The sequence below is a fragment of the Rudaeicoccus suwonensis genome, assembly GCF_007829035.1.
GTDB classification, from domain to species: Bacteria; Actinomycetota; Actinomycetes; order Actinomycetales; family Dermatophilaceae; genus Rudaeicoccus; species Rudaeicoccus suwonensis.
The window spans coordinates 592,942-616,843 of the sequence record NZ_VIVQ01000001.1; the positions used below are offsets into that span (position 1 = coordinate 592,942).

General features: G+C 66.4%; 21 protein-coding genes and 1 tRNA gene. 16 read left to right on the plus strand and 6 right to left on the minus strand.

The window, feature by feature from the left end:
• Window positions 1-45: 45 nt before the first annotated feature.
• Window positions 46-1,716: a dolichyl-phosphate-mannose--protein mannosyltransferase gene (locus BKA23_RS02815; protein ID WP_145225283.1), complete on the minus strand. Its 1,671-nt coding sequence runs from the start codon at window positions 1,714-1,716 to the stop codon at window positions 46-48.
• A gap of 143 nt (window positions 1,717-1,859) precedes the next feature.
• On the opposite strand from BKA23_RS02815, the gene rsmI reads away from it, so the two are divergent.
• A complete protein-coding gene (gene rsmI, locus BKA23_RS02820; RefSeq protein ID WP_145225285.1) occupies window positions 1,860-2,690 on the plus strand; it encodes a 16S rRNA (cytidine(1402)-2'-O)-methyltransferase in 831 nt (276 codons plus the stop codon).
• Window positions 2,665-4,101 carry a DUF2079 domain-containing protein gene (locus BKA23_RS02825; RefSeq protein WP_145225287.1) on the plus strand — a complete coding sequence of 479 codons (1,437 nt, stop codon included), beginning with the start codon at window positions 2,665-2,667 and terminating at the stop codon, window positions 4,099-4,101. The genes rsmI and BKA23_RS02825 overlap by 26 nt, the downstream gene beginning before the upstream one ends.
• A 9-nt stretch (window positions 4,102-4,110) precedes the next feature.
• Here the strand turns inward: BKA23_RS02825 and BKA23_RS02830 are convergent, their stop codons facing one another.
• Window positions 4,111-4,482, minus strand: coding sequence for a DUF3592 domain-containing protein (locus tag BKA23_RS02830; RefSeq protein ID WP_145225288.1), 372 nt, complete (start codon window positions 4,480-4,482; stop codon window positions 4,111-4,113).
• Between the two features lie 231 nt (window positions 4,483-4,713).
• Between BKA23_RS02830 and metG the strand changes: the two genes are divergently transcribed.
• From metG to BKA23_RS02860, 6 genes are all read left to right on the plus strand, one after another.
• The gene (gene metG, locus BKA23_RS02835; RefSeq protein ID WP_145225290.1) at window positions 4,714-6,561 is read left to right on the plus strand and encodes a methionine--tRNA ligase; all 1,848 of its coding nucleotides are present in this window, start codon (window positions 4,714-4,716) and stop codon (window positions 6,559-6,561) included.
• Window positions 6,558-7,412 (plus strand): TatD family hydrolase, encoded by an 855-nt coding sequence (locus BKA23_RS02840; RefSeq protein WP_145225292.1) that lies wholly within the window; start codon window positions 6,558-6,560, stop codon window positions 7,410-7,412. Before metG ends, BKA23_RS02840 begins: the two co-directional genes overlap by 4 nt.
• A 1,615-nt stretch (window positions 7,413-9,027) precedes the next feature.
• Entirely contained in the window at window positions 9,028-9,789 is a 762-nt protein-coding gene (locus BKA23_RS18085) for a resuscitation-promoting factor (RefSeq protein WP_342783587.1), read from the plus strand.
• Between the two features lie 66 nt (window positions 9,790-9,855).
• Window positions 9,856-10,716 carry a 16S rRNA (adenine(1518)-N(6)/adenine(1519)-N(6))-dimethyltransferase RsmA gene (gene rsmA, locus BKA23_RS02850; RefSeq protein ID WP_145225296.1) on the plus strand — a complete coding sequence of 287 codons (861 nt, stop codon included), beginning with the start codon at window positions 9,856-9,858 and terminating at the stop codon, window positions 10,714-10,716.
• A gap of 10 nt (window positions 10,717-10,726) precedes the next feature.
• On the plus strand, window positions 10,727-11,656 hold the full coding sequence (locus BKA23_RS02855) for a 4-(cytidine 5'-diphospho)-2-C-methyl-D-erythritol kinase (protein ID WP_145225298.1): 930 nt from the start codon (window positions 10,727-10,729) through the stop codon (window positions 11,654-11,656).
• Between the two features lie 34 nt (window positions 11,657-11,690).
• Window positions 11,691-13,538 carry an ABC-F family ATP-binding cassette domain-containing protein gene (locus BKA23_RS02860; protein ID WP_145225300.1) on the plus strand — a complete coding sequence of 616 codons (1,848 nt, stop codon included), beginning with the start codon at window positions 11,691-11,693 and terminating at the stop codon, window positions 13,536-13,538.
• Window positions 13,539-13,621: 83 nt separating this feature from the next.
• Here BKA23_RS02860 and BKA23_RS02865 read toward each other — a convergent pair whose 3' ends face one another.
• Window positions 13,622-15,079 (minus strand): MFS transporter, encoded by a 1,458-nt coding sequence (locus BKA23_RS02865; protein WP_145225301.1) that lies wholly within the window; start codon window positions 15,077-15,079, stop codon window positions 13,622-13,624.
• Window positions 15,080-15,210: 131 nt separating this feature from the next.
• Between BKA23_RS02865 and BKA23_RS02870 the strand changes: the two genes are divergently transcribed.
• Window positions 15,211-15,594, plus strand: coding sequence for a winged helix-turn-helix transcriptional regulator (locus tag BKA23_RS02870; RefSeq protein ID WP_281287524.1), 384 nt, complete (start codon window positions 15,211-15,213; stop codon window positions 15,592-15,594).
• A 64-nt stretch (window positions 15,595-15,658) separates the two neighbouring features.
• Here BKA23_RS02870 and BKA23_RS02875 read toward each other — a convergent pair whose 3' ends face one another.
• Complete coding sequence (locus BKA23_RS02875) at window positions 15,659-15,997, minus strand: winged helix-turn-helix transcriptional regulator (RefSeq protein ID WP_145225305.1); 339 nt, start codon at window positions 15,995-15,997, stop codon at window positions 15,659-15,661.
• 100 nt (window positions 15,998-16,097) lie between these two features.
• Here BKA23_RS02875 and BKA23_RS02880 point away from each other — a divergent pair, with 100 nt between their 5' ends.
• The gene (locus BKA23_RS02880) at window positions 16,098-16,937 is read left to right on the plus strand and encodes an enoyl-CoA hydratase/isomerase family protein (RefSeq protein WP_145225307.1); all 840 of its coding nucleotides are present in this window, start codon (window positions 16,098-16,100) and stop codon (window positions 16,935-16,937) included.
• Window positions 16,934-17,395 (plus strand): OsmC family peroxiredoxin, encoded by a 462-nt coding sequence (locus tag BKA23_RS02885; protein ID WP_170226343.1) that lies wholly within the window; start codon window positions 16,934-16,936, stop codon window positions 17,393-17,395. The genes BKA23_RS02880 and BKA23_RS02885 overlap by 4 nt, the downstream gene beginning before the upstream one ends.
• Before the next feature lie 98 nt (window positions 17,396-17,493).
• Here the strand turns inward: BKA23_RS02885 and BKA23_RS02890 are convergent, their stop codons facing one another.
• Window positions 17,494-18,003, minus strand: coding sequence for a MarR family winged helix-turn-helix transcriptional regulator (locus BKA23_RS02890; protein WP_145225310.1), 510 nt, complete (start codon window positions 18,001-18,003; stop codon window positions 17,494-17,496).
• 90 nt (window positions 18,004-18,093) lie between these two features.
• Between BKA23_RS02890 and BKA23_RS02895 the strand changes: the two genes are divergently transcribed.
• Together BKA23_RS02895 and BKA23_RS02900 are read left to right on the plus strand one after the other, a co-directional pair.
• Window positions 18,094-18,891, plus strand: a complete 798-nt coding sequence (locus tag BKA23_RS02895; RefSeq protein ID WP_246104419.1) for a methyltransferase domain-containing protein — start codon at window positions 18,094-18,096, stop codon at window positions 18,889-18,891.
• On the plus strand, window positions 18,891-19,259 hold the full coding sequence (locus BKA23_RS02900) for a VOC family protein (RefSeq protein ID WP_211841578.1): 369 nt from the start codon (window positions 18,891-18,893) through the stop codon (window positions 19,257-19,259). The genes BKA23_RS02895 and BKA23_RS02900 overlap by 1 nt, the downstream gene beginning before the upstream one ends.
• Window positions 19,260-19,263: 4 nt before the next feature.
• On the opposite strand, the gene BKA23_RS02905 is transcribed toward BKA23_RS02900, so the two are convergent.
• Window positions 19,264-19,878 carry a TetR/AcrR family transcriptional regulator gene (locus tag BKA23_RS02905; RefSeq protein WP_145225313.1) on the minus strand — a complete coding sequence of 205 codons (615 nt, stop codon included), beginning with the start codon at window positions 19,876-19,878 and terminating at the stop codon, window positions 19,264-19,266.
• Between the two features lie 83 nt (window positions 19,879-19,961).
• On the opposite strand from BKA23_RS02905, the gene BKA23_RS02910 reads away from it, so the two are divergent.
• The 3 genes from BKA23_RS02910 to BKA23_RS02920 all read left to right on the plus strand — a co-directional run bounded on the left by BKA23_RS02910 (window position 19,962) and on the right by BKA23_RS02920 (window position 23,702).
• A tRNA-Gln gene (locus tag BKA23_RS02910) sits at window positions 19,962-20,043 on the plus strand.
• Window positions 20,044-21,244: 1,201 nt separating this feature from the next.
• Entirely contained in the window at window positions 21,245-22,720 is a 1,476-nt protein-coding gene (gene glmU / locus BKA23_RS02915) for a bifunctional UDP-N-acetylglucosamine diphosphorylase/glucosamine-1-phosphate N-acetyltransferase GlmU (protein WP_281287525.1), read from the plus strand.
• A gap of 4 nt (window positions 22,721-22,724) precedes the next feature.
• On the plus strand, window positions 22,725-23,702 hold the full coding sequence (locus BKA23_RS02920) for a ribose-phosphate diphosphokinase (protein ID WP_145225316.1): 978 nt from the start codon (window positions 22,725-22,727) through the stop codon (window positions 23,700-23,702).
• The last annotated feature ends 200 nt before the right edge of the window (window positions 23,703-23,902 follow it).

The window sequence follows — 23,902 nt, forward strand, 5'->3', positions numbered from 1 at the left end:
GTCAGCCCGGACGCCCGGATCGCGAATCCGGCCTCGGCTTCGACCTCAGATCCAACTGGGGAACCACATGCGCCACTGCCAGTGCGAGTACGGGATCACCTGAGCAGTCCAGATCGGCCAGAAGAACACGAACAGTGCGACCGTGACGATGGTGAACCCGCCGACGGCAACCTTGCCCGCCATGACTCGTTTCGGCGGCGCGTCCGGTTTGCCGAGCACAAGGGCCAGCACGAAGACACAGGCAAGCACGACGTATGGCGCGAAGGCGACTGTGTAGAACGTGAAGATGGTGCGGGCCTGGTAGAGGAACCACGGCAGCCAGCCCGCCGCGACGCCGAGCAGGATCGCGCCCGCACGCCAGTCGCGTCCGAGCAGCCAGTAATAGAGCAGCACCGCCAAGGCGATGGTGCCGAGCCACCAGATGCTCACCGTACCCAGTGAGGTGATCGCCTTGCTGCACTGAGCGACGGTGCAGCCCTCCTGACCCTTGGTGGGGCTCTCGTAGAAGAACGACGTCGGCCGGGTCTGCAGCATCCATGACCACGGGTTCGACATGTACGGGTGGAACTGCGTGATGTCGGTGGCCGACTGCACCATCTGGATGTTGTATTCCCACAGCGACCGCAGCCAGTCCGGTTCCCACGCGAACAACGAGCTCGTCGGCGAGAAGCCGCTGTTTTGGTTCGCGGGGTTCTGGGCGGCCCATTGCCGGTCGTACCCGGTCGCGCTCGCGATCCAGCCGAACCACGTCGCCAGGTAGACAATGATCGACAGGCACAGCACGTTGACGATCGCCAGCAGCGAGTCCTTGACGAAGGTCGCCGCCCAGAAGTGGCGCACCCCGACCGCTCGGCGGGCGCCGAGATCCCACAGGCAGGTCAGCAGACCGAAGGCGGCCAGGAAATACAGCCCCGAGAACTTGCTGCTGAGGTCGAAACCGATGCAGATGCCGGCCACCCAGCGCCACGGTCGCCAGCCCAGCCACGGGCCGCTGATCGATGCCTTGTCCCACCGCCCGGACACCTGCAGCGCCGCGACCTTGTCGGCGAGGATCCGGCGGGTGCGGGTGCGATCGGCCAGCAGCGCGGTGTAGCAGGCCAGCGCCCAGAACATCACCATGATGTCCAGGATCGAGGTGCGCGACATGACGAATTCGGTGCCTTCGAAGCACAACAGGATCGATGCCAGCGTTGCCAGGACAGGGGAGCGGAACATGTGCCAGGCCGCGCGACCGATCAGGTAGATCGCGATGGTGCCGAAGGTCGCGACGGCGAACCGCCAGCCGAACGATGAGGTGATGCCGAACAGGCGCTCGCCGAAACCGATGAACCACTTGCCCATCGGCGGATGGACGACGAAATCGGTCTGGCTGCCGTAGATGTGCGGGTCGCCCATCGTGAACAACCCGTCGGGGTTGTTCGTGATGCCGGTGCTGGAATCCTGCTTGCGTTCGTAGCCGTACAGGATCATCGACCAGCCCTCTTTGACGTAGTACGTCTCGTCAAAGATCAGCTGGTGTGGTCGGCCGACGTTCCAGAAGCGCAGGATGCCGCCGATGACGCTGACGATGGCCGGGCCGAGGAAGGCCCACAGTTTCGCTTCGGCGGTTCGGGGCGCGCCCAGCAGGCGACGCCGCAGGATCGCGCGGCGGGTAGCGAGAGCCGCACCGGAGGTGCTGTCGTCGCTGGTCCGCGTCAGCGTGACCGTCACGCGCATTCCCCTTTCTGACCTGCCCGAATCTCATCGGCAGCCCGGATCGGCTGGCAGCCCTCGGTGAGGTTAACCGAGGAGCCCGTGTCCCGTGTGCCTACCCGCCGCGTATGTCGTCCGGGCGGGGTCACCGTGGAAGACTGCCGCCCATGCCCGAAGGAACCCTGATCCTGGCAGCGACCCCCATCGGGAATCCGGCCGATGCTTCACCCCGGCTGCAGCGCGCGCTGGCATCGGCAGAGGTGATCGCTGCGGAGGACACCCGGCGGTTGCGGCGTCTGATGGACGAGATCGGTGTGACTGCAACCGGATCCGTGGTCAGCTATCACGAGCACAACGAGGCCTTCCGCACTGCCGATCTGGTTACTCGGATCACCGCGGGCGCGCAGGTGCTGCTGGTGACTGACGCAGGAATGCCGTCGGTGTCCGACCCCGGCTACCGCCTGGTGGCCGCCTGCGCGGCCGCGGATCTGCGGGTCACCTGCCTGCCTGGACCGTCCGCGGTCCTCATGTCGCTGGCGGTGTCCGGACTGCCGGTCGACCGCTTCTGCTTCGAGGGTTTCCCGCCCCGCAAGCCGGGTGAGCGGGCACGTACTCTGGCCGCACTTGCCGACGAACGGCGCACGATGGTCTTCTTCGAGGCGCCGCACCGGCTGGCCGACACCTTGGCCGCGATGGCCACGGCGTTCGGAGCGGATCGGCGGGCCGCCGTCTGCCGTGAGCTCACCAAGACGTACGAGGAGATCCGTCGCGGTCCGCTGTCGGAGTTGGCCCAGTGGGCGGTGGAGGGCGCCCGCGGCGAGATCTCGATCGTGGTTGCCGGAGCCCCTGCGGTGTCCGCGACGGTCGAGGAGGCCCTCCCCGGCATACAGCAGCGGGTAGCTGCCGGCGACCGGCTGAAGGACGTGTGCGCCGACGTCGCCGCCGAAACCGGGCTGTCCAAGAAAGCGCTGTATGACGCAGCCCTCGCCGCCCGTTGAGGGGTCCCGCGTCGGCATCGGGCGCGCTTCGCGCTGGTGGCTGCCGGCAGCGGTCGCGGTCGTCGGTTTCTGCTGGTTCGGTGCTCTGTCGATCGGCCGGTGGAACGACGGCCACGTCGCCAACTACGACCTGGGGATCTTTGCGCAGGGCGCGCAATCGTGGGCGCACGGGCACCTGCCGGTGTCGCACATCCGCGGAATGCGCCTGCTCGGCGACCACTTCAGCCCGATCCTGGTGATCTGGGGCGGACTGTGGTGGCTCTGGCCGGATCCGCGCGTGCTGTTGCTGACGCAGACAGTGCTGTTGGCCGCGACGCTCACGCTGATCGTGGCCGTTGCGCAGCGGCGAATCGGCACCCGCGCGGCTGTTGCCATCGCGGTGATCGGCCTGCTGTCGCGCGGCGTGCTGACCGCCGACCTGTATGACGTGCACGAGGTCGCCTTTGCCGCGCCCGCCGTCGCCATACTCTGTGTCGCGCTGCTACGGCGCGACTTCCGTTGGTGCGTGATGGCGTCGGTGGCCCTGGTCCTCACCAAGGAGGACCTCGGTCTGACCGTGCTTGCGGCGGGGGGCTGCTGGTGGCTGCTCAACCGACGGGACGGATGGCGAAAGCCGTTCATACTGCTGTTGATCGGCGTGCTGGGGCTGCTCACGGCGATGGTGGTCATCGCGCATTTCTCCGGTGGTGGCCAGTCCGGCTATCTCGGATACTTCGGATCCGGAGGGCCCCGCGGCATGACCACTCCCGCGGATCACAGCATCACCCCATTGCGCCTGCTGCCCGTCGCGCTCTTCCTCGCCACCACGATGATCGTGGGCTGCCGCTCCGTGCTGGCGCTGCTCGCGGTGCCGACCCTGCTGTGGCGGGCAGTGTCCTCGAACGAGCATTACTGGAGCCTGGACTTCCACTACGACCTGGTGCTGTGGCCGATCGCGTTGCTGGCATTCGTCGACGCAGTGCAGCGGCACGGTCTGCCCCGCGCGCGATCGGTGCTCGGAGTGCTGGCCGGAGTGGGTGTGGTCACGAACGTCGCGCTCGGTGTCTGGGAGGTGCGGCTCAAAGCAGCGACGCCCGCACAGACCCTGGCCACGGCCCCCGTGGTCCGCGCCATCCAGCGCCTCGCGGCCGAGCACGTGCCGGCCGGCGCACGGATCGGCACGCAGAACGACGTCGGCGCCTATCTGGTCGCGCGTTACGACGTGTATTCGTTGCATCCGGGGCCGTCGCCGACGGTGGGCTACGCGATGTTCACCTCCGAGGACACCTGGGCGTTTCCGCTGCCGGTGTGCGCTCGCGATGCCCTGACCGCCAAGGGGCGCAGCACGCCGGGCTGGCAAGTGTGGCAGGACGGCACCGTCACGCTGGTGAAATTCGCCTCGGTGCAGGTGGCGCCGGTCACCTGCCGGTGAGAGCCGGGATCAGCTCTGCCCGCAGAGTGGATCCTCAGGCAACCGCAGACTGGCGCTGCTGGGGTCGGTCGGGTCGAAGCACACCCAGACGATGCGGCCCTGACTCGAGAATGCTGACGTTTCAACACTTTTGGTGATCTGACGTGTCTTTCCGTCGACGGTGTAGGACACCGTCAGATCGGTGCGGCCGTCGGTCGCGGGCGACTGACGTATGACGGTGGCGCTCGCCATACCTGCCTGTCCGGGGCCATGTGTCTCATGCGCGCGCAACCACAGGAATGCCCCGAAAATCACGATTCCCGAGAGGATCACGTAGGCCGCCCGCAGACGGCTCGACATCACCGGTCGTGCTGCTGGTGGATCAGGGGGTGTGGTCGGCATGGGCTTTCCGTGGGTGGGTGACGCGGAGGTGGGGCCGCGGGATACAGCACTGTGCAGGCAGGTGACCGGTGCGCCGGTCGACGCATCCGGTGCGATCGTGACCCCCGCGTCGCGCCGCTGTCAAAAGCGCACCCGGGGCGGTGGCCTGCGCCATACAGCCGGTGGGACGGTTGGTGCGACGGTCGGCGGGCGGCGAAATCCGGTGGACGTGCGCGCCTAGGATTGCTGGCTATGAAGGTTCTGTCGGCAGTCGCCTGGCCCTACACGAACGGGCCTCGTCACATCGGCCACGTCGCCGGATTCGGCGTTCCCTCAGACGTTTTCAGCCGGTACATGCGGATGGCCGGGCACGACGTGCTGATGGTCAGCGGCACCGACGAGCACGGCACGCCGATCCTGGTGCTCGCCGACAAGGAGGGCGTCGGGGTCCAGGAGATCGTCGACAAGTACAACGCGGTCATCGCCGCCGACCTCACCGATCTCGGGCTGTCCTACGACCTGTTCACCCGCACCACGACGCGCAACCACTACGCCGTCGTGCAAGAGATGTTCCGCACGATCCGCGCCAACGGCTACATGATCGAGCAGACCACCCAGACCGCGGTGAGTGCGACGACCGGCCGCACCCTGCCCGACCGCTACATCGAAGGCACCTGTCCCATCTGCGGATTCAATCCTGCGCGCGGTGACCAGTGCGACAACTGTGGCAATCAGCTCGATCCGACCGACCTGATCGACCCGGTCAGCAAGGTCGACGGCAGCGCGCCGAAGTTCATCGACTCCACTCACTTCTTCCTCGACCTCGTCGCACTCGCCGACGCGCTGCAGAAGTGGCTGGACGAGGTCGACTCGGCCGGCACCTGGCGGCCGGGCGTGATCAATTTCGCCAAGGGCATCGCCGCCGACATGCACCCGCGTGCAATGACCCGCGACATCGACTGGGGCATCCCGATCCCCGTCGACGGCTGGGAGACCAAACGTTTCTACGTGTGGTTCGACGCTGTCATCGGCTATCTGTCGGCGTCGATCGAGTGGGCCCGCCGGTTGGGCGAACCCGAGAAGTGGCGCGAGTGGTGGAACGACCCGCAGCTGCGGTCGTATTACTTCCAGGGCAAGGACAACATCACCTTTCACGCGCAGATCTGGCCGGCCGAGTTGCTGGGCTATCGCGGCGAGGGTGACAAGGGTGGCGAACCCGGGCCGTATGGCGAGCTGCAGTTGCCCACCGAGGTCGTCGCGTCCGGCTTCCTCAACCTCGGCAGCGACCAGTTCTCCACCTCCCGCGGCAACGTGATCTACGTGCGCGACATGCTCGACACGTATGGCGCAGACGCGCTGCGCTACTTCATCTGTGCTGCCGGTCCGGAGACCCAGGACAGCGAATTCACCTGGGACGGCTTCGTCACCCGCAACAACACCGAGCTCGTCGCGGGCTGGGGCAACCTGGTCAACCGCACCGCCTCGATGGTCGCCAAAAGCTTCGGCGAGATCCCGACGCCGGGGCAGACGGAGCCGATCGACGAGAAGCTGCTGAGCGCCATACGTTCTGGTTTCGACACGGTTGGTGAGTTGCTGGAGAAGCAGCGGCAGAAGGCTGCGATCGCCGAAGTGATGCGCCTGGTGCGCGAGGCCAACAAGTACGTGACCGACACCGAGCCGTTCCGGCTCAAGGGCGACGACCAGCGCGAGCGGCTGGCGACCGTGTTGCACACGCTGGTGCAAGCGGTCAGCGATCTGAACACCATGATGGCGCCGTTCCTGCCGCACAGCAGCAACAAGATCGCCGAAACCCTCGGCGCGACAACAAAATTCGTGCCGATGCCACGACTCGACCAGGTCACCGATCTCGACGACCCCGAGCGCGGCTATCCGGTGATCACCGGCGACTACAGCGACACGCCCAGCTGGGAGTCGCGGCCGGTCGTGCCTGGCACACCGATCGCCAAGCCGACGCCGATCTTCGCCAAGCTCGACGCGATCGACCCGGAGGACCCGTTCGGCAAGGGGGTCGGTGGCGCGAGTTCCGAGACCGGATCGGCAACCGCCGGCGCGACCGGTTCCGCGAAGGCGCGGGCGTGAGCAAAGGACACGAGCAGGGGCACGACGGCCCGCCACCGGCGCCTGATCCGTTGCCGTTGCCGGTTGTCGACAACCACACCCATCTGGACATCTCACGTGACGGTGCGGCTGCTCCCGTCGTGGCGCAGGCACTCGATGCCGCGGCTGCTGTCGGCGTCGACCGGGTCGTGCAGATCGGTTGTGACCTGGCGGGTGCGCGGTTCACCGTCGAGCAGATCGAACGTCATCCACGGATGCTGGGTGGCGTGGCGATCCATCCGAACGAGGCGCCGAAGCACGCCGAACGTGGCGATCTGCACGAGGCGTGGGCACAGATCGAGCAGCTCGCAGCGCATCCGCGTGTCCGGGTGATCGGTGAGACCGGTCTGGATTACTTCCGCACGTGCCCCGAAGGTGTGCAGGCTCAACAGGATTCGCTGCGCTGGCACATCGACCTGGCCAAGCGGACCGGCAAGGCGCTACAGATTCACGACCGTGACGCACACGATGACGTCATGCGCATTCTCGAAGAAGAGGGCGCACCGAATCACACTGTCATGCATTGCTTTTCGGGCGACATGCAGTTGGCACGGCGGTGTGTCGAGGCGGGGTACTTCTTGTCGTTCTCGGGGACGGTCACCTTCAAGAACGCCCGCGGGCTGCGCGATGCGCTCGCGATCACGCCGCTGGACCACCTGCTGGTCGAAACCGATGCGCCGTTCCTGACGCCGTCGCCGTTCCGCGGAGCGGTGAATGCGTCATACCTGGTGCCCATCACGGTGCGCGCGATGGCGACGACGCTGTCGGTGGACGTGCCGACGCTGTGCCAGGCGCTGTCCGACAACAGTGAGCGCGTCTACGGTCCCTGGTGATCCGCGCGGCGCCTCCGGTCATTCCCGAGGGCTCCTCCCGCTGCTCTGCCGCGTCCCGCTGTGCCGCTGCTTCGCCGCGTCCCGCTTTGTGCTGCTCTGCCGCGTCCCGCTGTGCCGCTGCCTGCCGCGTCCCGCTCTGTGCTGCTGCCTGCCGCGTCCCGCACGAAGCTGCCGATTCGGCGATTCTTTGCGCTTGGTGCGACGTCGTCTGCTGCGAGATGTCGGCATTGGTCGCATCACGCGAACGTTTCCGGCCAGGATTGACATGTCGTGGCACGCGGTTCCGGCAAAGATCGACATTTCGTGAGCGAGGTCGGCGGTCGCGCACCGTTCTGCTCTGCAGAAGTCGCCGATTCGGCGCGTATGACGCCGCCAGTTCCCTCCCAGCCACACAAATCGCCGATGCGGTCGACCCGGACGCCTCTCGAGTCCCATTGGTGTGGACCAGTCCCGCTGGTCACACACAAGTCGCCGATTCGGCGATTGCTGCGCTTGGTGCGACATCGTCTGCTGCGAGATGTCGGCATTGGTCGCATCACGCGAACGTTTCCGACCAATGGGGACATCTCGTGAGCGGCATTCCGACGAGGATCGACATTTCGTGAGCGGAGTCGACCCCGGCAGCCTGACGGGTCCCGCAGAAGTCGCCGATGCGGCGCGTGTGATGCCGCCAGCTCCCTCCCAGCTACGTAAATCGCCGATGCGGTCGATCCGGACGCCTCTCGAGTCCCATTGGTTTGGACCAGTCCCACTGGTCACACACAAGTCGCCGATGCGGCGATTGGTGCGACGCCGTCGGCCGCGAGATGTCCCCATCTGCCGCTGTTCTCGAATTTTGCCGACTGGGATTGACATCTCGTGGCACGCGGTTCCGGCAAAGATGGACATTTCGTGAGCGAAGTCGACCCCGGCAGCCTGACGGGCTCTGCAGAAGTCGCCGATTCGGCGATTGCTGCGCTTGGTGCGACGTCGTCGGCTGCGAGATGTCGGCATTGGTCGCATCACGCGAACGTTTCCGACCAGGATTGACATGTCGTGGCAGGCGGTTCCGGCAAAGATGGACATTTCGTGAGCGAAGTCGACCCCGGCAGCCTGACGGGCTCTGCAGAAGTCGCCGATTCGGCGATTGCTGCGCTTGGTGCGACGTCGTCGGCTGCGAGATGTCGGCATTGGTCGCATCACGCGAACGTTTCCGACCAGGATTGACATGTCGTGACAGGCGGTTCCGGCAAAGATCGACATTTCGTGAGCGAAGTCGACCCCGGCAGCCTGACCGGCCCCGCAGAAGTCGCCGATTCGGCGACTCCGCGGGCCACTGCCGCCACAGTGCTGCCGCCGCCGCCGCCGCCGCGCCGCGCCGCACCTCGCCATTGCTCGGACACGCACTGTGACGAAGCTTTCGTTATCGAAATTTGACCTCTCGGCACTTGTGCTTCACGGTGGATAGGTCATTGCCCGGGAGCCGCAGGTTCCGGGCGGGGCCGCGGGGGCGGCCTGGAGGCGCACCGGTCGGCGGCCATCGAGCAGCCGAGAACAACGCCACCCGCACAATCCACGTAAGTGGATGTCGCGCGCCCTGACGTCGCTTCCGGGTCCGTCCGACATCGGAGAACCCTTGATTTTCAACCGTTCCACCATTACTCGAACCCGCACGATCGCCGGTGCTGCCGGCGTGGTTGCCGTCACCGGAATCACCGCCTGCGGTGCTGGCGGAAGCGCTGGCGGAGGCAATGCAGCCGCCAACTTGAACCCCCTCGCCGCGACGTCGAAGAGCGCACCCGCCACGACGTCCACCAGCGCGAGCCCGGCCCCCAGCGCCTCGACCACCAGGAAGGCCGCGACGAAGGCCGCGAGCACCACCCGGCTGGTCACCACCACACAGACCGTGGGCTACGGCACGCAGCGTCGGTACACCTCCACCATGGCCGCCGGTGCGACCAAGGTCACCAGGCTCGGTGTCGCCGGCACCGAGACCGTGACGACCAAGCAGACACTCAGCGGCTCCCGCGTCACCGCGAGCAACGTGGTGCAGCGCAAGATCACCAGGGCCCCGGTCAACCGGGTCGTGCTCATCGGCACCGAGAAGGCTGCGCCCGCACCGACCCCCTACCAGCCGAGTTCCGGTGGACTCAACCTGGCTCACGCAGCCATGTGGGACCGCATCGCCGCCTGCGAGTCCGGCGGCGACTGGAGCATCAACACCGGCAACGGCTATTACGGCGGACTGCAGTTCTCCGCGAGCACCTGGCTCGCCAACGGCGGCGGGCAGTTCGCTGCACGCGCCGATCTGGCCTCTCGCGCCGAGCAGATCACCGTCGCCAACCGCCTCTACGCCAAGAGCGGTCTTGCTCCCTGGGGTTGTGCAGGCGCCGCCTGAGCGACCGAGAGGATCAGTGGAAGCACCGCCGGATGCGCAGTCCACTGACCGCGTAGGGTCGGCGTCGTGACCGATGACGCCGACCCTTCGCTGCTCAGCGCCACCGAGATCCGCCGGATCGCTGAGCGTCTCGACGTGCGCCCCACCAAGCAGTGGGGTCAGAACTTCGTCATCGACCCCAACACCGTGCGCAAGATCGTTCGGCTCGCGGGCGTCGGTCCGCACGACACCGTCGTCGAGGTCGGCCCCGGTCTGGGCTCATTGACCCTGCCCCTGCTGTATGCCGCAGGCCGGGTGCGTGCCGTCGAGGTGGATCCGCGACTGGCGGGCGAACTCCCGCGCACCGTGCAGCGATTGGCCCCCACGGTCGCCGACCGGCTCGAGGTGATCCGGGCAGACGCGATGACCGTGAACTCCCTGCCGGATCCGCAACCGACCGCCCTCGTGGCCAATCTGCCCTACAACGTCTCGGTACCGGTGGTGTTGTCCTTCCTCGAACGTTTCCCGAGCCTGCAGCGGGTGCTGGTGATGGTGCAGCTTGAAGTCGCCGAGCGCCTCGCGGCCGCGCCCGGCAGCAAGATCTACGGTGTCCCGTCGGTCAAGGCCGCCTGGTATGCCGATGTCCGGCTGGCCGATCGCGTCGGCCGCAACGTCTTCTGGCCGGCGCCCAACGTCGACTCCGGTCTGGTCTCCATGCACCGACGTCAACCACCGGTGACAACCGCCTCCCGAGAGGACGTATTCGCTTGTGTCGACGCGGCATTCGCTGCTCGTCGTAAGACGCTGAGGGCCGCTCTCGCGGGCTGGGCGGGTTCACCCGCGGCTGCCGAGGCAGCTCTGCGGTCGGCCGGTGTCGACCCGACCCTGCGCGGCGAGCGCATCACGGTGGAGCAGTTCGCCGCCGTCGCTGCGGCGCGTTCGGCATAGGGTGGCGCACATGGGGTCATCTCTCTCTTCGCAGGTCACGGTCAAGGTGCCTGCCAAGGTGAACCTCGAGCTTCGCGTCGGTCCGCTCCGCGACGACGGATTCCACGCCATCTCGACTGTCTTCCACGCCGTCGATCTGTGCGACGAAGTGACCGTGCGCAGTGACCGCGACTGGAGTTGTCAGACCACCGGCCCGTTTTCCGACAAGGTCCCCAACGGCGATGACAACCTCGCGATGACGGCGGTCCGGCTGCTTGCTCGGAGGGCCGGAATCGAGGAGCCGCTCGCCGTCGAGATCGCCAAGTCCATTCCCGTCGCGGGCGGTATGGCGGGTGGCTCGGCCGACGCGGCCGGCGCGCTGCTGGCGGCCGACGCGCTGCTGCAAACCGGTTTCAACAAGCGCGAACTTCATTCACTGGCAAGCGAACTCGGCAGTGACGTTCCCTTCGCGCTGTATGGCGGCACGGCCATCGGCTCCGGCCGCGGTGAGCAACTTGCACCTGTCCTGACCAAGGGCAGCTTCGAGTGGGTCTTCGCGCTGCATCACGAGGGTCTGTCGACCCCTGCGGTGTATGCCGAGTGCGACCGGCTCCGCGGTGACGACCCCGTCGACGAACCGGTGCCCGGTGAAGGGCTGATGACCGCCTTGCGCGCCGGCGACGTCGACGCGCTGGCCCGACGACTCCACAACGATCTGCAGGACGCCGCCTGTTCGCTGCTGCCGCGTCTCTGGGACACCCTCGACGCCGGGATCGACGCGGGCGCTCTTGGCGCCATCGTGTCGGGCTCCGGTCCGACCGTGGCCTTCTTGTGCGCGGACCGATCTGAAGCGCTGGACCTCATGGTCACTCTCACAGCCGGCAAGGTGGCCGACGTGGTCGTCAGCGCCTCAGGGCCGGTGCACGGTGCACACGTCATACACGACGTGCGACGCCGGTGACAGCGCCGGCAACACACACCGCGATACTGGTCTGATGCCCAATCTGATTGCCGCCGAGAGCATCTCGCTTGCGCTGGGCACCCAACAACTGCTCGACAGAGTTTCCCTCGGCATCGGCACAGGCGAACGCATCGGAGTCGTCGGCCGCAATGGCGGTGGCAAGTCCACACTGCTGCGGGTGCTGGCCGGGCGCCAGCCGATCGACGGCGGCCGGCTCACGCGCGTCGGTGGGCTCACCTCCGGGATGCTCAGTCAGGACGACGACATCGACCCGGCCGCCACCGTGCATCACGCCGTCCTGGGCGATCGGCCCGAGCACGTCTGGGCGGGGGATCCGCGCATCCGCGACGTGCTGAGCGGGCTGCTCGGTGGCATCGATTTCGCGGCCGTGGGTGGCGGCGACGCGATCGTCGGCCCGATGTCCGGTGGCGAGCGACGCCGAATTGCCCTGGCACGCTTGCTCGTTGACGATCCGGACCTGGTGCTGCTGGACGAGCCCACCAACCACCTCGACGTCGAGGGCGTGCAGTGGCTCGCCGATCACCTGGTGCACCGGCGGGCGAGGTCCGACAACGCCTTCATCACCATCACCCACGACCGGTGGTTTCTGGACGAGGTGGCACTGGCGACGTGGGAGGTCGTCGACGGGCAGATCGAGCAGTATGACGGTGGCTATGCGGCATACGTGCTGGCCAAGAACGAACGCGTTCGCATCGCCGCAGCCGACGAGGACCGTCGCCAGAACCTCCTGCGCAAGGAGCTTGCCTGGTTGCGTCGTGGCCCGCCGGCGCGCACGTCCAAGCCGCGCTTCCGCATCGACGCGGCCAACGAGCTGATCAAGGGCGAACCCGAGCCGCGCGACGAGGTGTCGCTGGTTCGCTTCGCCACGACCCGCCTGGGCAAGGACGTCATCGACCTGGTCGACGCCTCGATCCAGTTGGGCGACAAGCAGATCCTGGACAAGCAGACCTGGCGGCTCGCGCCCGGTGAGCGCACCGGCATCGTCGGTGTCAACGGCTCCGGCAAGTCGACCCTGCTGCGCGCCATCGAGGGCAGCCAGCCGCTGTCGGCGGGCAAGCGCAAACAGGGCCGCACCGTCGAGCTCGCCTTCCTGACCCAGGAGGTGCGCGAACTGTCCAAGGTCGAGGGATGGCGGGTGATCGACGCGATCACCGATGTCAAGAGCTACATCATGCTCGACGGCAAAGAGACCTCCGCCTCGCAGCTTGCCAAACGCCTGGGCTTCTCCGGCCCGCGGCAGCAGACGCGGGTCGAGTCGTTGTCCGGTGGCGAGCGCCGCCGGCTGCAGTTCCTGCGGCTGCTGATGACCGAGCCCAACGTGCTGCTGCTCGACGAGCCCACCAACGACCTGGACATCGAGACGCTGACGTCGATGGAGGACGTGCTCGACGGCTGGGCCGGCACTCTCGTCGTGGTCTCGCACGACCGCTACCTGCTGGAACGCATGTGTGACCGGCAGGTGGCGCTGCTGGGCGACGGGCGGATCCGCGACCTGACAGGCGGGGTCGAGCAGTATCTACAGCTGCGCGCCGAGCAGGAGGCGCAGGCGGCCGCCGCACCCGATCGTGCGTCTGTCGCCGGCCGTCCCGCGGCCACGAGCGTGACGGCGTCCGGGGGAGCGGAGCCGGCGACGTCGGCATACAGCCCGGCGCAGCAGCGTGAGGCGCGCAAGGAGATGGCCCGGATCGAACGCTCGCTGGCCAAGCTGGCCGAGCGCGAAGCGCGACTGCACGACGACCTGGTCGCGGCAGCGACCGACCACGCGCGTGCGACCGAACTCGACGCCCAGTTGCGGGCGTTGCAGGACGAGCGTGCCGATCTCGAAGAGCAGTGGATTATCAGCGGCGAGATCGCCGAATAGTCATTCTTCCGAACGGTTTTCGACCGCCGACAGCATCGGACATCGGCGACATTGGGCCTTGTCGCCGATGTCTGTGCGATGCGCTACGCGACCTCCGCAGCGGGCACCTGTGCCTGGTCGATGGAGCGTCGGTGTGGGTTCATCCCAAAGGAAGCGACGGCCGCCAGGCATGCGGTCGCTGCGATCGTGATCCACGCGGCGCGGAACGCCCCATGCGCTTCGGAGTATCCGCGCGGCGAACCGACGATCGAGACCAGTACGGATACACCCACCACACTGCCGACCTGACGAGACATGTTGAGGACGGCGCTTCCGGTTGCCGTACGTTGCGCGGGAAGATCGGAAGTGCCCGTGGACAAAATGGTTGGTAGGGCGAATCCGACTCCCGATCCGATGAGCAATTGCCCGGGGAGCATCTCGGTCGCCCAGTGAGGGGAGTGGCCGACGGTTGTCGCGATCAGCAGATATCCGGTTGCAAGCAGAGCGCAGCCGATTGCTGAGATGGCTCCGGCGGTCACACCGCGTCGGATCAGACGATGCGAGATCAGAGCGGTGACCTGCACCATCACCGGTCCAGGCACGACGGCGAGTCCGACTCTCATCGGTCCGTATCCCCACACTTGCTGAAGCCAGAGAATGTTCGCGAGTAGTCCTGCCGCGAAGGCGAAGCTGAACACCAAGGAGCTGATGTTGGACCACGCGAAGGTCTGCACGGACAGCATCGACGGAGGAATGACCGGTTCGGGGAAACGCATGGTCCGCAGCACGAACGACGCCGTGCCCATCACCGCAACGACGAAGCTGACGACAGTCTTGATGTCGGACCAGCCCCAACTCGGTCCGTTCACAACTCCGAGAGCCAGTGCGGCGATAGAAACGGCGAGTATTGCGGCGCCGACCAGATCCGGATTTCCTTCGGCCCGAGCGTCACGCGAAGCGGGAACGTACCGCATCGTCGCGATGATGGTAGCGACTCCGATAGGCACATTCACGATGAACACCCACTGCCAGGCTGCCTGAACCAGCGCTCCGCCCACCACTGGTCCGACGGCCGCAGCAAGGGCGCCGGTCGCGGCCCAGATGCGCACCGCTCGAGCGCGTCGCGCCGGTTCGGTCGCACCGAGCAGAAGCGAGAGACTCGTCGGGGTCAGCGCCGCCGCACCTGCAGCCTGCAGCAAACGGAAGCAGACCAGCCACCACGGGCCAGGGCTGAGAGCGCACGCGCCGCTGGCCAGCACGAACATTGTCAAGCCGATGAGGAACCCTCCCTTCTGTCCGTATCGGTCAGCGAGGCGGCCAAGGGGCACCAGCAGTGCGGCGTACACAGTGGCGTAGCCGTTGAGGATCCAGCTCACATCGGCGAGCGAGCTCCCGGCGAAATCGTGGCGGATCGCGTTGAAGGCAACGTTGACGATGAACAGGTCGAGGCTGGCCATGAATGCCGCCGCGGACAACACCAGCAGGATCAGCCCCTGACTGGGGATGGTGCTCGGCGCGGCGGGCTGTGGCGTGGCCTGACGGTTCTGACTATGAGAAACCATAGTCAGATCGTGATGGCTGGCTATGTATTTTGCAAGTCAGGTATGGTTGTGGGATGGCTTTTGCTCTTGCAGGCGCAATGGCGCGCCAGTCGCGGCGGTCCCCAGGGGACCGGTGCCCGATTGATCGTGCGATGCAGGCGATCGGCACAAGGTCGGCGATATTGCTGATGCGCGAAGCGCTGTATGACACTTTCCGGTTCGACGATTTCGTCGTTCGAACTGGGTTGACCGAGGCTGTCGTGGCGTCCCGGCTGCGTCATCTGGTCGACGCTGGCCTTCTGGAGCGCCAGTCCTATCGCGATCCCGGCCAGCGCACCCGTCATGGATACGTGCTCACCGAGAGCGGTCGTGATCTGATGCCGGCGGTTCTCGCCCTCGGCCAGTGGGGTGCCAAGTATGCCGATGGCACGCGCGCACGAACCTTTGAGCACGCCGGCTGCGGCGGAGCCGTGCACGTCGTCGTGGAATGTGCCGAGCACCATCAGGTCGGGGTCGACGAGGTCATCGTCAGTTGACGCGCCGCGTCCTGGCGGGCGGCCCGAACTCGGGGACAGGCGTCACGGCGGAGTGGATCTGGCTCTATCCCGACGCGTGCTCGCGGCCCCACAGGCGCAGGCTCGACAAGATGGGAATGAGATCGCGGCCGGCCTCCGTCAGGACGTACTCATATCGTTGCGGCCGCTGTTGATATTCGCGGCGTTCGAGCACACCGCCGCTTTCAAGCTTGCGGAGCCGCGCCGTCAGGGCCTGGCGAGGCGCGCCGGTCCGCTCCCTGATCTGTTCGAAGCGTGTGTTGCCGAAGCCCACCTCGCGCACAACGAGCAGTGACCATCGATCTCCCACTATCTCAAGTGCGTCGGCGATGGAGCAGATGCGAGTGCCGTCTACGTGGAATCGGTCGTCCTCGGGCGCGGGCATAGCCGGATGGTACGCCAACCGGAGCAGTGAGTTCCATTATGAGACTGACTATGTCATGCTGTGTCAGCAGTTAGTCTGTTTTTCATACTAAGGAGTTCCGATGTCGCCAGTTGTGAAGATCAGCGAACCAGGCACCGGTGTCGTGCGATTCACGATCGACAATCCGCCGATCAACCTGTTCGATCCGGACGTGTATGCCGAGTTCCGGCTTCTGGTCCAGCGCATGAGCACTGATCCGGAGTTGAAGGTCGTGATAGTCGACAGTGCGGATCCGGACTACTTCATCGCGCATCTCGACGTTGCACGACTGCATGAGGTGCCGGATCGCCCCGGTGCCGCTGATCTGGCGACGACGTGGGCCGAAACGATCACCACGTTCGCATCGGCGCCGGTCCTGACGATCGCCAGCGTGCGGGGACGCTGCCGAGGGATCGGCAACGAACTGGCCCTGGCGTGCGATCTGCGCTTTGCGAGCCTCGACAAAGCGGTGTTCGCCCAGCCGGAGATCGGTTTCGCAGTCGTGCCCGGTGGTGGTGGCCTCAACTGGCTTCCGCGTCTCGTCGGGCGTTCCCGGGCACTGGAGGTGCTGCTCAGTGGAGACGACTTCAACGCTGCCACTGCGCAGTCGTTCGGATGGGTGAATCGCGCGATTCCGGATTCCCTGCTCGACCATCATGTCGATGCACTTGCCCGGCGCGTCGCGAGCTTCGACAAGACGGCGATCGCGACCATCAAGCAGATCGTCGACGAACGGGTGTCACCACCATCTCAGGGTGAGTTGCTGCAGTCCTTTGCCGCGATCTCCGCGGCGATCGACCGCCCGGCGGCGCAACAGAGGATGCGCACGATGGTGGCCGCCGGCTGGGGTGGCGCAACGGAGGCCGAACGAGATCACCCAGCGCTCGTCGGTGAACTGTCTGCGCGATTGGGAATGGAGTGAAAGCCCACGGCAGTGCCAGTTGGCACGGCTCGTGGCGGGAGGGCGGTGGGCAACTGTCCACCGCAAGTGGGTCGATGCACGCAGTCGGTTACACCTACGCGTCGCGCTTTGAGAGCACCGACGGAGTATCGCCCGAAGAACTGCTTGCCGCCTCGTACGCCGGCTGTCTCAATCAGGCATTCGCCAACGCATTCGGGTGGGGGAACTTCATCGCCGAGCGCATCGACACGACTGTCGAAGTGGAGACACTGTTGGGAATGCCCGACGGCCCACCCGGCCGGATACACATCACGATGCGGGCTTCGGTCGACGGCATCACCGAGTCGCAGTTCACGGGACTCACCAATGCCGCAAAGAACGGGTGTCTCATTGGCCGCATGCTCGGCGTGACCAGCACCATGGACGCCCAGCTCATCACGTCAGCTCCGGCCGGCGCCTGCACTGCGGGCGAGGCTTGACCTGAAGCGCCGCAACTGGACACGTCGCGTTTCCCAGGCCGCGCACTCGTCGTGACCTGCGAGGATGCAGCATCGCCGCATGCGAGGTCGCCGAATAGTCATTCTTCCGAACGGTTTTCGACCGCCGACAGCAGCGTGCGCAGAGCTGACGCCACGCGGTCGCGGTCACGTCCGGACAGGTTGCTGAGCAACTCGCGCTCGTGGTCGAGGAGTTCGACCATGGCGTCGTCGACGACGGCACGGCCGGAGTCGGTCAACTGCACGAGCACACCCCGCCGGTCGTTGGGCGCCGGCCGACGCCGAACGAAACCGCGCTTCTCGAGCCGGTCGACGCGGTTGGTCATCGTGCCGCTGGTGACCAGCGTCTGTTGAATGAGGGCACCCGGCGATAGTTCGTACGGCGAACCGACACGTCGCAGCGCGGAGAGCACGTCGAACTCCCAGCCGTCGAGGTCGTGGTCGGCGAACGCGGCACCGCGAGCCTGGTCCAGCAACCGCGCCAGCCGAGAGATGCGCGAGAGGACCTGCAGCGGCTCGACATCCAAGTCGCCTCGCTCGCGCCGCCACGCATCGACGATCTGGTCGACCTCGTCGCGTCGCCTTGTCATGTTCCCATTCTAGCTATCAAGTTTCTTGACATCGAGATAGATGAGACTATCTTGATATCAAGATATCTAATGAGGCGTAAGGAGCCTGCCGTGGCAACATGGGACCCGAAGCAGTATGAGCGTTTCGCTGATCTGCGCAACCGGCCGTTCATCGATCTGATCTCTCGAATCAGCGCCGAAAACCCCTCGTATGTCTACGATCTCGGGTGTGGCAACGGTCCGCTGACCTTGATGTTGGCGGCCCGTTGGCCGACTGCCACCGTGACGGGCGTCGACTCGTCGGCGGACATGCTGCGACGGGCGCGTGAGGTCGACGGCGCGGCGCGGGTGGCGTGGCAACAGGCGGACGTCGCGGACTGGGCGCCGGGCGCCGGCATACAGCCCGACGTGATCGTCACCAATGCGACCCTGCAATGGGTGCCGGGCCACCTGAGCCTGATCGCCGGTTGGCTCGACTGGTTGGCCGAAGGTGGGTGGTTCGCGATGCAGGTGCCCGGCAACTTCGATGCCGGCTCGCACCGGATCATCCGGGAGGTCGCCCGCGCGCACGACCGGGCTGCCGATCTGGAGGGCGCTCTGCGCGAGGACCCGGTCGCAACTCCCGAGGAGTATGCCGAAGTGCTGGCCACTGCCTGCGGTCATCTGGACGTGTGGGAGACCACGTATCTGCAGATCCTCGACCCCGCCGGAGACCAGCGCAGTCCGGTGCTGGAGTGGGTCAAAGGGACAGCACTACGACCGCTGCTCGATGTTCTCGAGGGCGCTGAGCAGGAGGAATTCATCGCCGAGTTGATCGAGCGTTTCGATGCGGAGTATCCCCGCCACGAGTATGGCGTGCCGTTCCCCTTCCGGCGCATCTTCGCCGTCGGCCGCAAAGGCGGATTCTGATGACGGTCATGGGTTTTCACCACATGCAAGTGGCATGTCCGGCCGGCTCGGAGGATGTGCTTCGCGCCTTTTACACCGGCGTTCTAGGGTTGCCGGAGATCGAAAAGCCGGCGGCACTGGCAGTGCGCGGAGGCTGCTGGTTCGGCGTCGGTGGGCAGCAGTTGCATCTCGGAGTGGAGCAGGATTTTCGGCCCGCCCGCAAGGCGCACCCGTGTCTACTGGTCGACGGTCACGACAGTCTTGACGAGGTTGCGGCTGCCGTCTCCGCCGCGGGTGGCGAGGTGCGTTGGGACGATCAGATCCCCGGCATACGTCGCTTCCACACCGACGATCCGGTCGGCAACAGGATCGAGATCCAGTCGGCGTGACGTCTCAGCGGGCCGCTGCTCGTGAGCCGATGCCGTCGAGTCCGTGCCACGCCATGGTCACCAGGTGGGCAGCCACCTCGTCGCGGGTGAACGACGAGCCGGACTCGGTCCACCACTCGCCGGTGAAGGCGATCATCCCGACGAGCATCTGCGCGTAGATCGGCGTAGGCCGATCGTCGAAACCGTTGCGTTTGAAGGCTTCTGCGAGGATGCCCTCCACCTGGCCGGCCACTGCGGACATCAGACTCGCCGCCGACCCGCTGGCATGCCAGGTCGGGGAGTCGCGCATCAGCACCCGAAAGGCTGCCGGTGAGGCTTCGATGTAGGTCAGCAGTGCAAGGGCAGTGCGTTCGAGGATCTCGCGTGACGTGCCATCGGTCTTCAGGGCCGACGTCAGTTGGGTGAGCAGGTCGCGCATCGCCCGGTCGACGATGACGGCATACAAACCCTCCTTGCCGCCGAAATGCTCGTAGATCAGCGGTTTGGTGACGCCCGCCGCGCTGGCGATGTCCTCGACCGTTGTCGGCTGGACTCCCTGTTCGGCGAACATCTCGCGCGCAACGCTGATCAACTGCTCGCGTCGGTCCGCCGCCGACAACCGTGCACGCTTCTTGGCCATGCACCCATTGTGTTGGCGATGTACCCAATGTGCCGATGCCGACGCGCTGCTTTACCCTTGTCCGGGTCCCGCCACGGGATCGTTCCCCGGTTGCTCTGCTGGCAGGGGCCGCCTGACTTTGAATCAGGATTAGCGACGTTGGTTCGATTCCAACCCGGGGAGCCAGCGCCATAAAGTCGCCGATGCGGCGAGTTCCGCGGAAGCCACGTCCCAGAAGTCGCCGATGCGGTCGTTTTTACTGCCTCAACAGGATCACCGGTCACAACAACCCCACCCGTCACACGTAAGTCGCCGATGCGGCGAGTTCCGCGGACGCTTTGCCAGAAGTCGCCGATGCGGTCGTTTTTACTGCCTCAACAGGATCACCGGTCACAACAACCTCACCCGTCACACATAAGCCGCCGATACGGTGAGTTCCGCGGGCGCTGCGCCCCTTAGAGATTGCGCGGGTAGGTGCTGGGTGTGGCGCCCACCGTATCCGCCATCGCCCTCCGTACGTCGCCGAATCGGCGACGTACGGGTGCCCGGGCTGGCCCCGGCACAGCGAGTGCATGGTCGAGATGACGATTACTTCCCAGTATCGCGACCGCGACCGGAAGTAATCGTCTTTCCAACCACCCCAGCGTTACTGCCGTGGCGTATGTGGCGGGTGGCAGTCACCGCACCACGCGAGGGGTCCTCGTCGTCGCCGCATCGGCGACTGATGCATGATGCGTGAGGCCTTCGGGGCTCATGCGACCCATGAGGCGACCCCTGGTGCCACATCGGCGAGGTACAGACTGTGCGGGCATGTACTCGGCGCTCGCCAGGAGCCGGCACGGTCGCGAGGAGCGGGCACCGCGTCTGTTACCAGTGGGATCTCCGCGTCCGCACCGAACGACGCCGAGCCCGAGCCGACCGACGACGCCTGGGTGAGGGATCTCCGCGTCCGCACCGAACGACGCACCCCGATCATCAACGCGTTCATCGCCCTGCCAAGACGATCACCATCACCCGGCTCCTCATCCGCACCGCCTGGACCACCCACCTGCCGACACCACCGCTGGAACCCAGACCCACACACCGGCCATGACCTACCCGCGCAATCTCTAAGTCGCCGATCCGGCGAGTTCCGCGGAAGCCACCTCCCAGACGTCGCCGATCCGGCGAGTTTGGCCGGCCAACGCCGCGAGCATCCTGGCCGGCAACGGGTGCGCTCATCCCCGACGCCAGTCGCGCCGTACCGCGAACTGCCGCCAGCCCGCCGTCCACCCCAATGGAAGGCCCCTCGCGTGCAGGGCGAGAGCAGCAGGCTCCGGCGGGTAGCATCCCCGGTGGGCCTCGCGGCCCGGCACCCGAATCCCCTCCGACCAGGAGCCATCCTCACGTGACCGCAACCCCCGCCGCCGTCATCGTCCTGTCCGCAGGCGACGGCACCCGGATGAAATCACGGCTGAACAAGGCCCTCCACCGCATCGGTGGCCGCACCCTCGTCGGCCACGCGGTCGCGGCGGCCGCCGGTACCGGCGCGTCATACGTCACGGTCGTGGTGCGAGCGCAAAAAGACGACGTCGCCGCCGCTGCGCGCGCCGTGGTCGAGAAGGTGCTCATCGCCGAGCAGGACGACGTCTACGGCACCGGCCGCGCGGCCGAATGCGGCCTGCAGACACTGCCGCCAGATCTCACCGGCACCGTGCTGGTCACCACCGGCGACACCCCGCTGCTCGATGCCCGCACTTTGCTGCAACTGACCGCCGAGCACGAGGCCAGCGCCGCCGCCGTCACCGTCATCACCGGCGTGCTCGACGACGCCACCGGCTACGGGCGCGTCGTGCGTGACGACCACGGCAATGTGCGCGCCATCGTCGAGCACAAACAGGCCACCGAGGAGCAACGGCAGATCAACGAATTCAACTCGGGTCTGTTCGCGTTCGATGCCGCCGTGCTGCGGCAGGCACTGGCCGAGGTCGGCGTCAACAGTGCGGCAGGGGAGAAGTACCTCACCGATGTCGTCGAGGTCGCTGTCGGTCACGGATTGCTGGTGCGGGCGCATGTGCTCGACGATCTGTGGCAGACCGAGGGTGTCAACGACAAGGCCCAGCTGGCCCGTCTCGGTGCCGAGCTCAACCGCCGCACTCTGGACAAGCTCATGCGCGAGCAGGGCGCCGTCATCGAGGACCCCGCCAGCACCTGGGTCGACGTCGAGGTCACCGTGGGTGCCGACACGATCGTGCACCCCGGCTGCCAGCTGTATGGCGCAACCTCCATCGGCGCCGGCTGCGAGATCGGCCCCGACACCACATTGAAGGACACCGAGGTCCGTGACGGTGCCAGCGTCATACGTACGCACGCCGATCTCGCGCTCATCGGGCAGGACGCCACCGTCGGCCCGTTCTCGTATCTGCGGCCGGGCACGACGCTGGGCGCCGGCGGCAAGATCGGCGGTTTCGTCGAGACCAAGAACGCCCAGATCGGTGACGACGCCAAGGTGCCGCACCTGACCTACTGCGGCGACGCGGTGATCGGGGCGGGGACCAACATCGGTGCCGGCACGATCTTCGCCAACTACGACGGTGTCAACAAACATCAGACGAGGGTCGGCGAGAACTCCTTCGTCGGCAGCAACAGCGTCATCGTGGCGCCTCGCACGATCGGTGACGGGGTGTATGTCGCAGCCGGTTCCGCGGTGGTCGAGGATGTCGAGCCCGGCCAGCTGGGGGTCACCCGCGCCCATCAGCGCAATGTCGACGGATGGGTGTTCCGACGTCGCGCAGACACCGCAACGGCGACCTCGGCGAAGCAGGCGATCGACCGCGCGGCTCATGAAGAGTCCACGGAAACTGAAGAACCGCAAGGGAACTGAGCTGATGTCGACTGGAATGAAGCGCGCCACCGAGAAGAACCTCATGGTGTTCTCCGGGCGTGCGCACGCCGAGCTCGCGCAGGCCGTGGCCGCCGACCTCGGCACCGAACTCGTGCCGACGGAGTTGCGTGACTTCGCCAACACCGAGATGTATGTGCGCTTCGAGGAGTCGGTTCGCGGGTGCGACGCCTTCGTCATACAGAGCCACACCGAACCGATCAACAAGTGGATCATGGAGCACCTGTTGATGGTGGATGCGTTGAAGCGCGCGAGCGCCAAACGCATCACGGTTGTCACACCGTTCTACGGATACGCCCGTCAGGACAAGAAGTCCCGTGGCCGCGAGCCGATCAGCGCGCGACTCATGGCCGACCTGTTCAAGACCGCGGGCGCCGACCGGCTGATGGCGGTGGATCTGCACACCGACCAGATCCAGGGATTCTTCGACGGCCCCGTCGACCATCTGCAGGCGTTGCCGATCCTCACCGACTACGTGGCGCGCAAGTACGGCCGTGAGCAGCTGACGATCGTCTCGCCGGATGCCGGCCGCATCAAGGTCGCCGAGGCCTGGTCGAAGCGCCTGGATGACGCGCCGCTGGCGTTCATCCACAAGACGCGCGACGTGACGCGCTCCAACCAGAGCGTCGCCAACCGTGTGATCGGCCGCGTCGAGGGACGCACCTGCATCCTGGTCGACGACATGATCGACTCCGGCGGCACGATCTGCAATGCCGCCGAGGCGCTGATGGCTGACGGCGCGGCCAGCGTCGTCATCGCGGCCACCCACGCGATCTTCTCGAATCCGGCGGCGGCCAGGCTGCGGGACTCGGTCGCCCGTGAGGTGATCATCACCGACACCTTGCCGATCACAGCGGACAAGGGCTTCGAGAAGCTCACCCCACTGTCGATCGCGCCGCTGCTCGCGCAGGCCATCCGCGAGGTCTTCGAGGACGGCTCGGTCACCTCGATGTTCCAGGCCTGAGGCACCCGTAGTCGTCGTTTCGATTTGGGGGCGGGCGGCCCCACGTCATACGATCGTCGGCGTTGCCTCGGCGAGGGACGTCGCGTGGACGTCCGTGATCGACAAGGTGCCATCGACATCCGGTATGTCGTCTGCGCCCCGATCCGGCCTCTGTTCATCCGCCCGCGCCACGTCCCGCGTCGAGGCATGAGACCCCACAT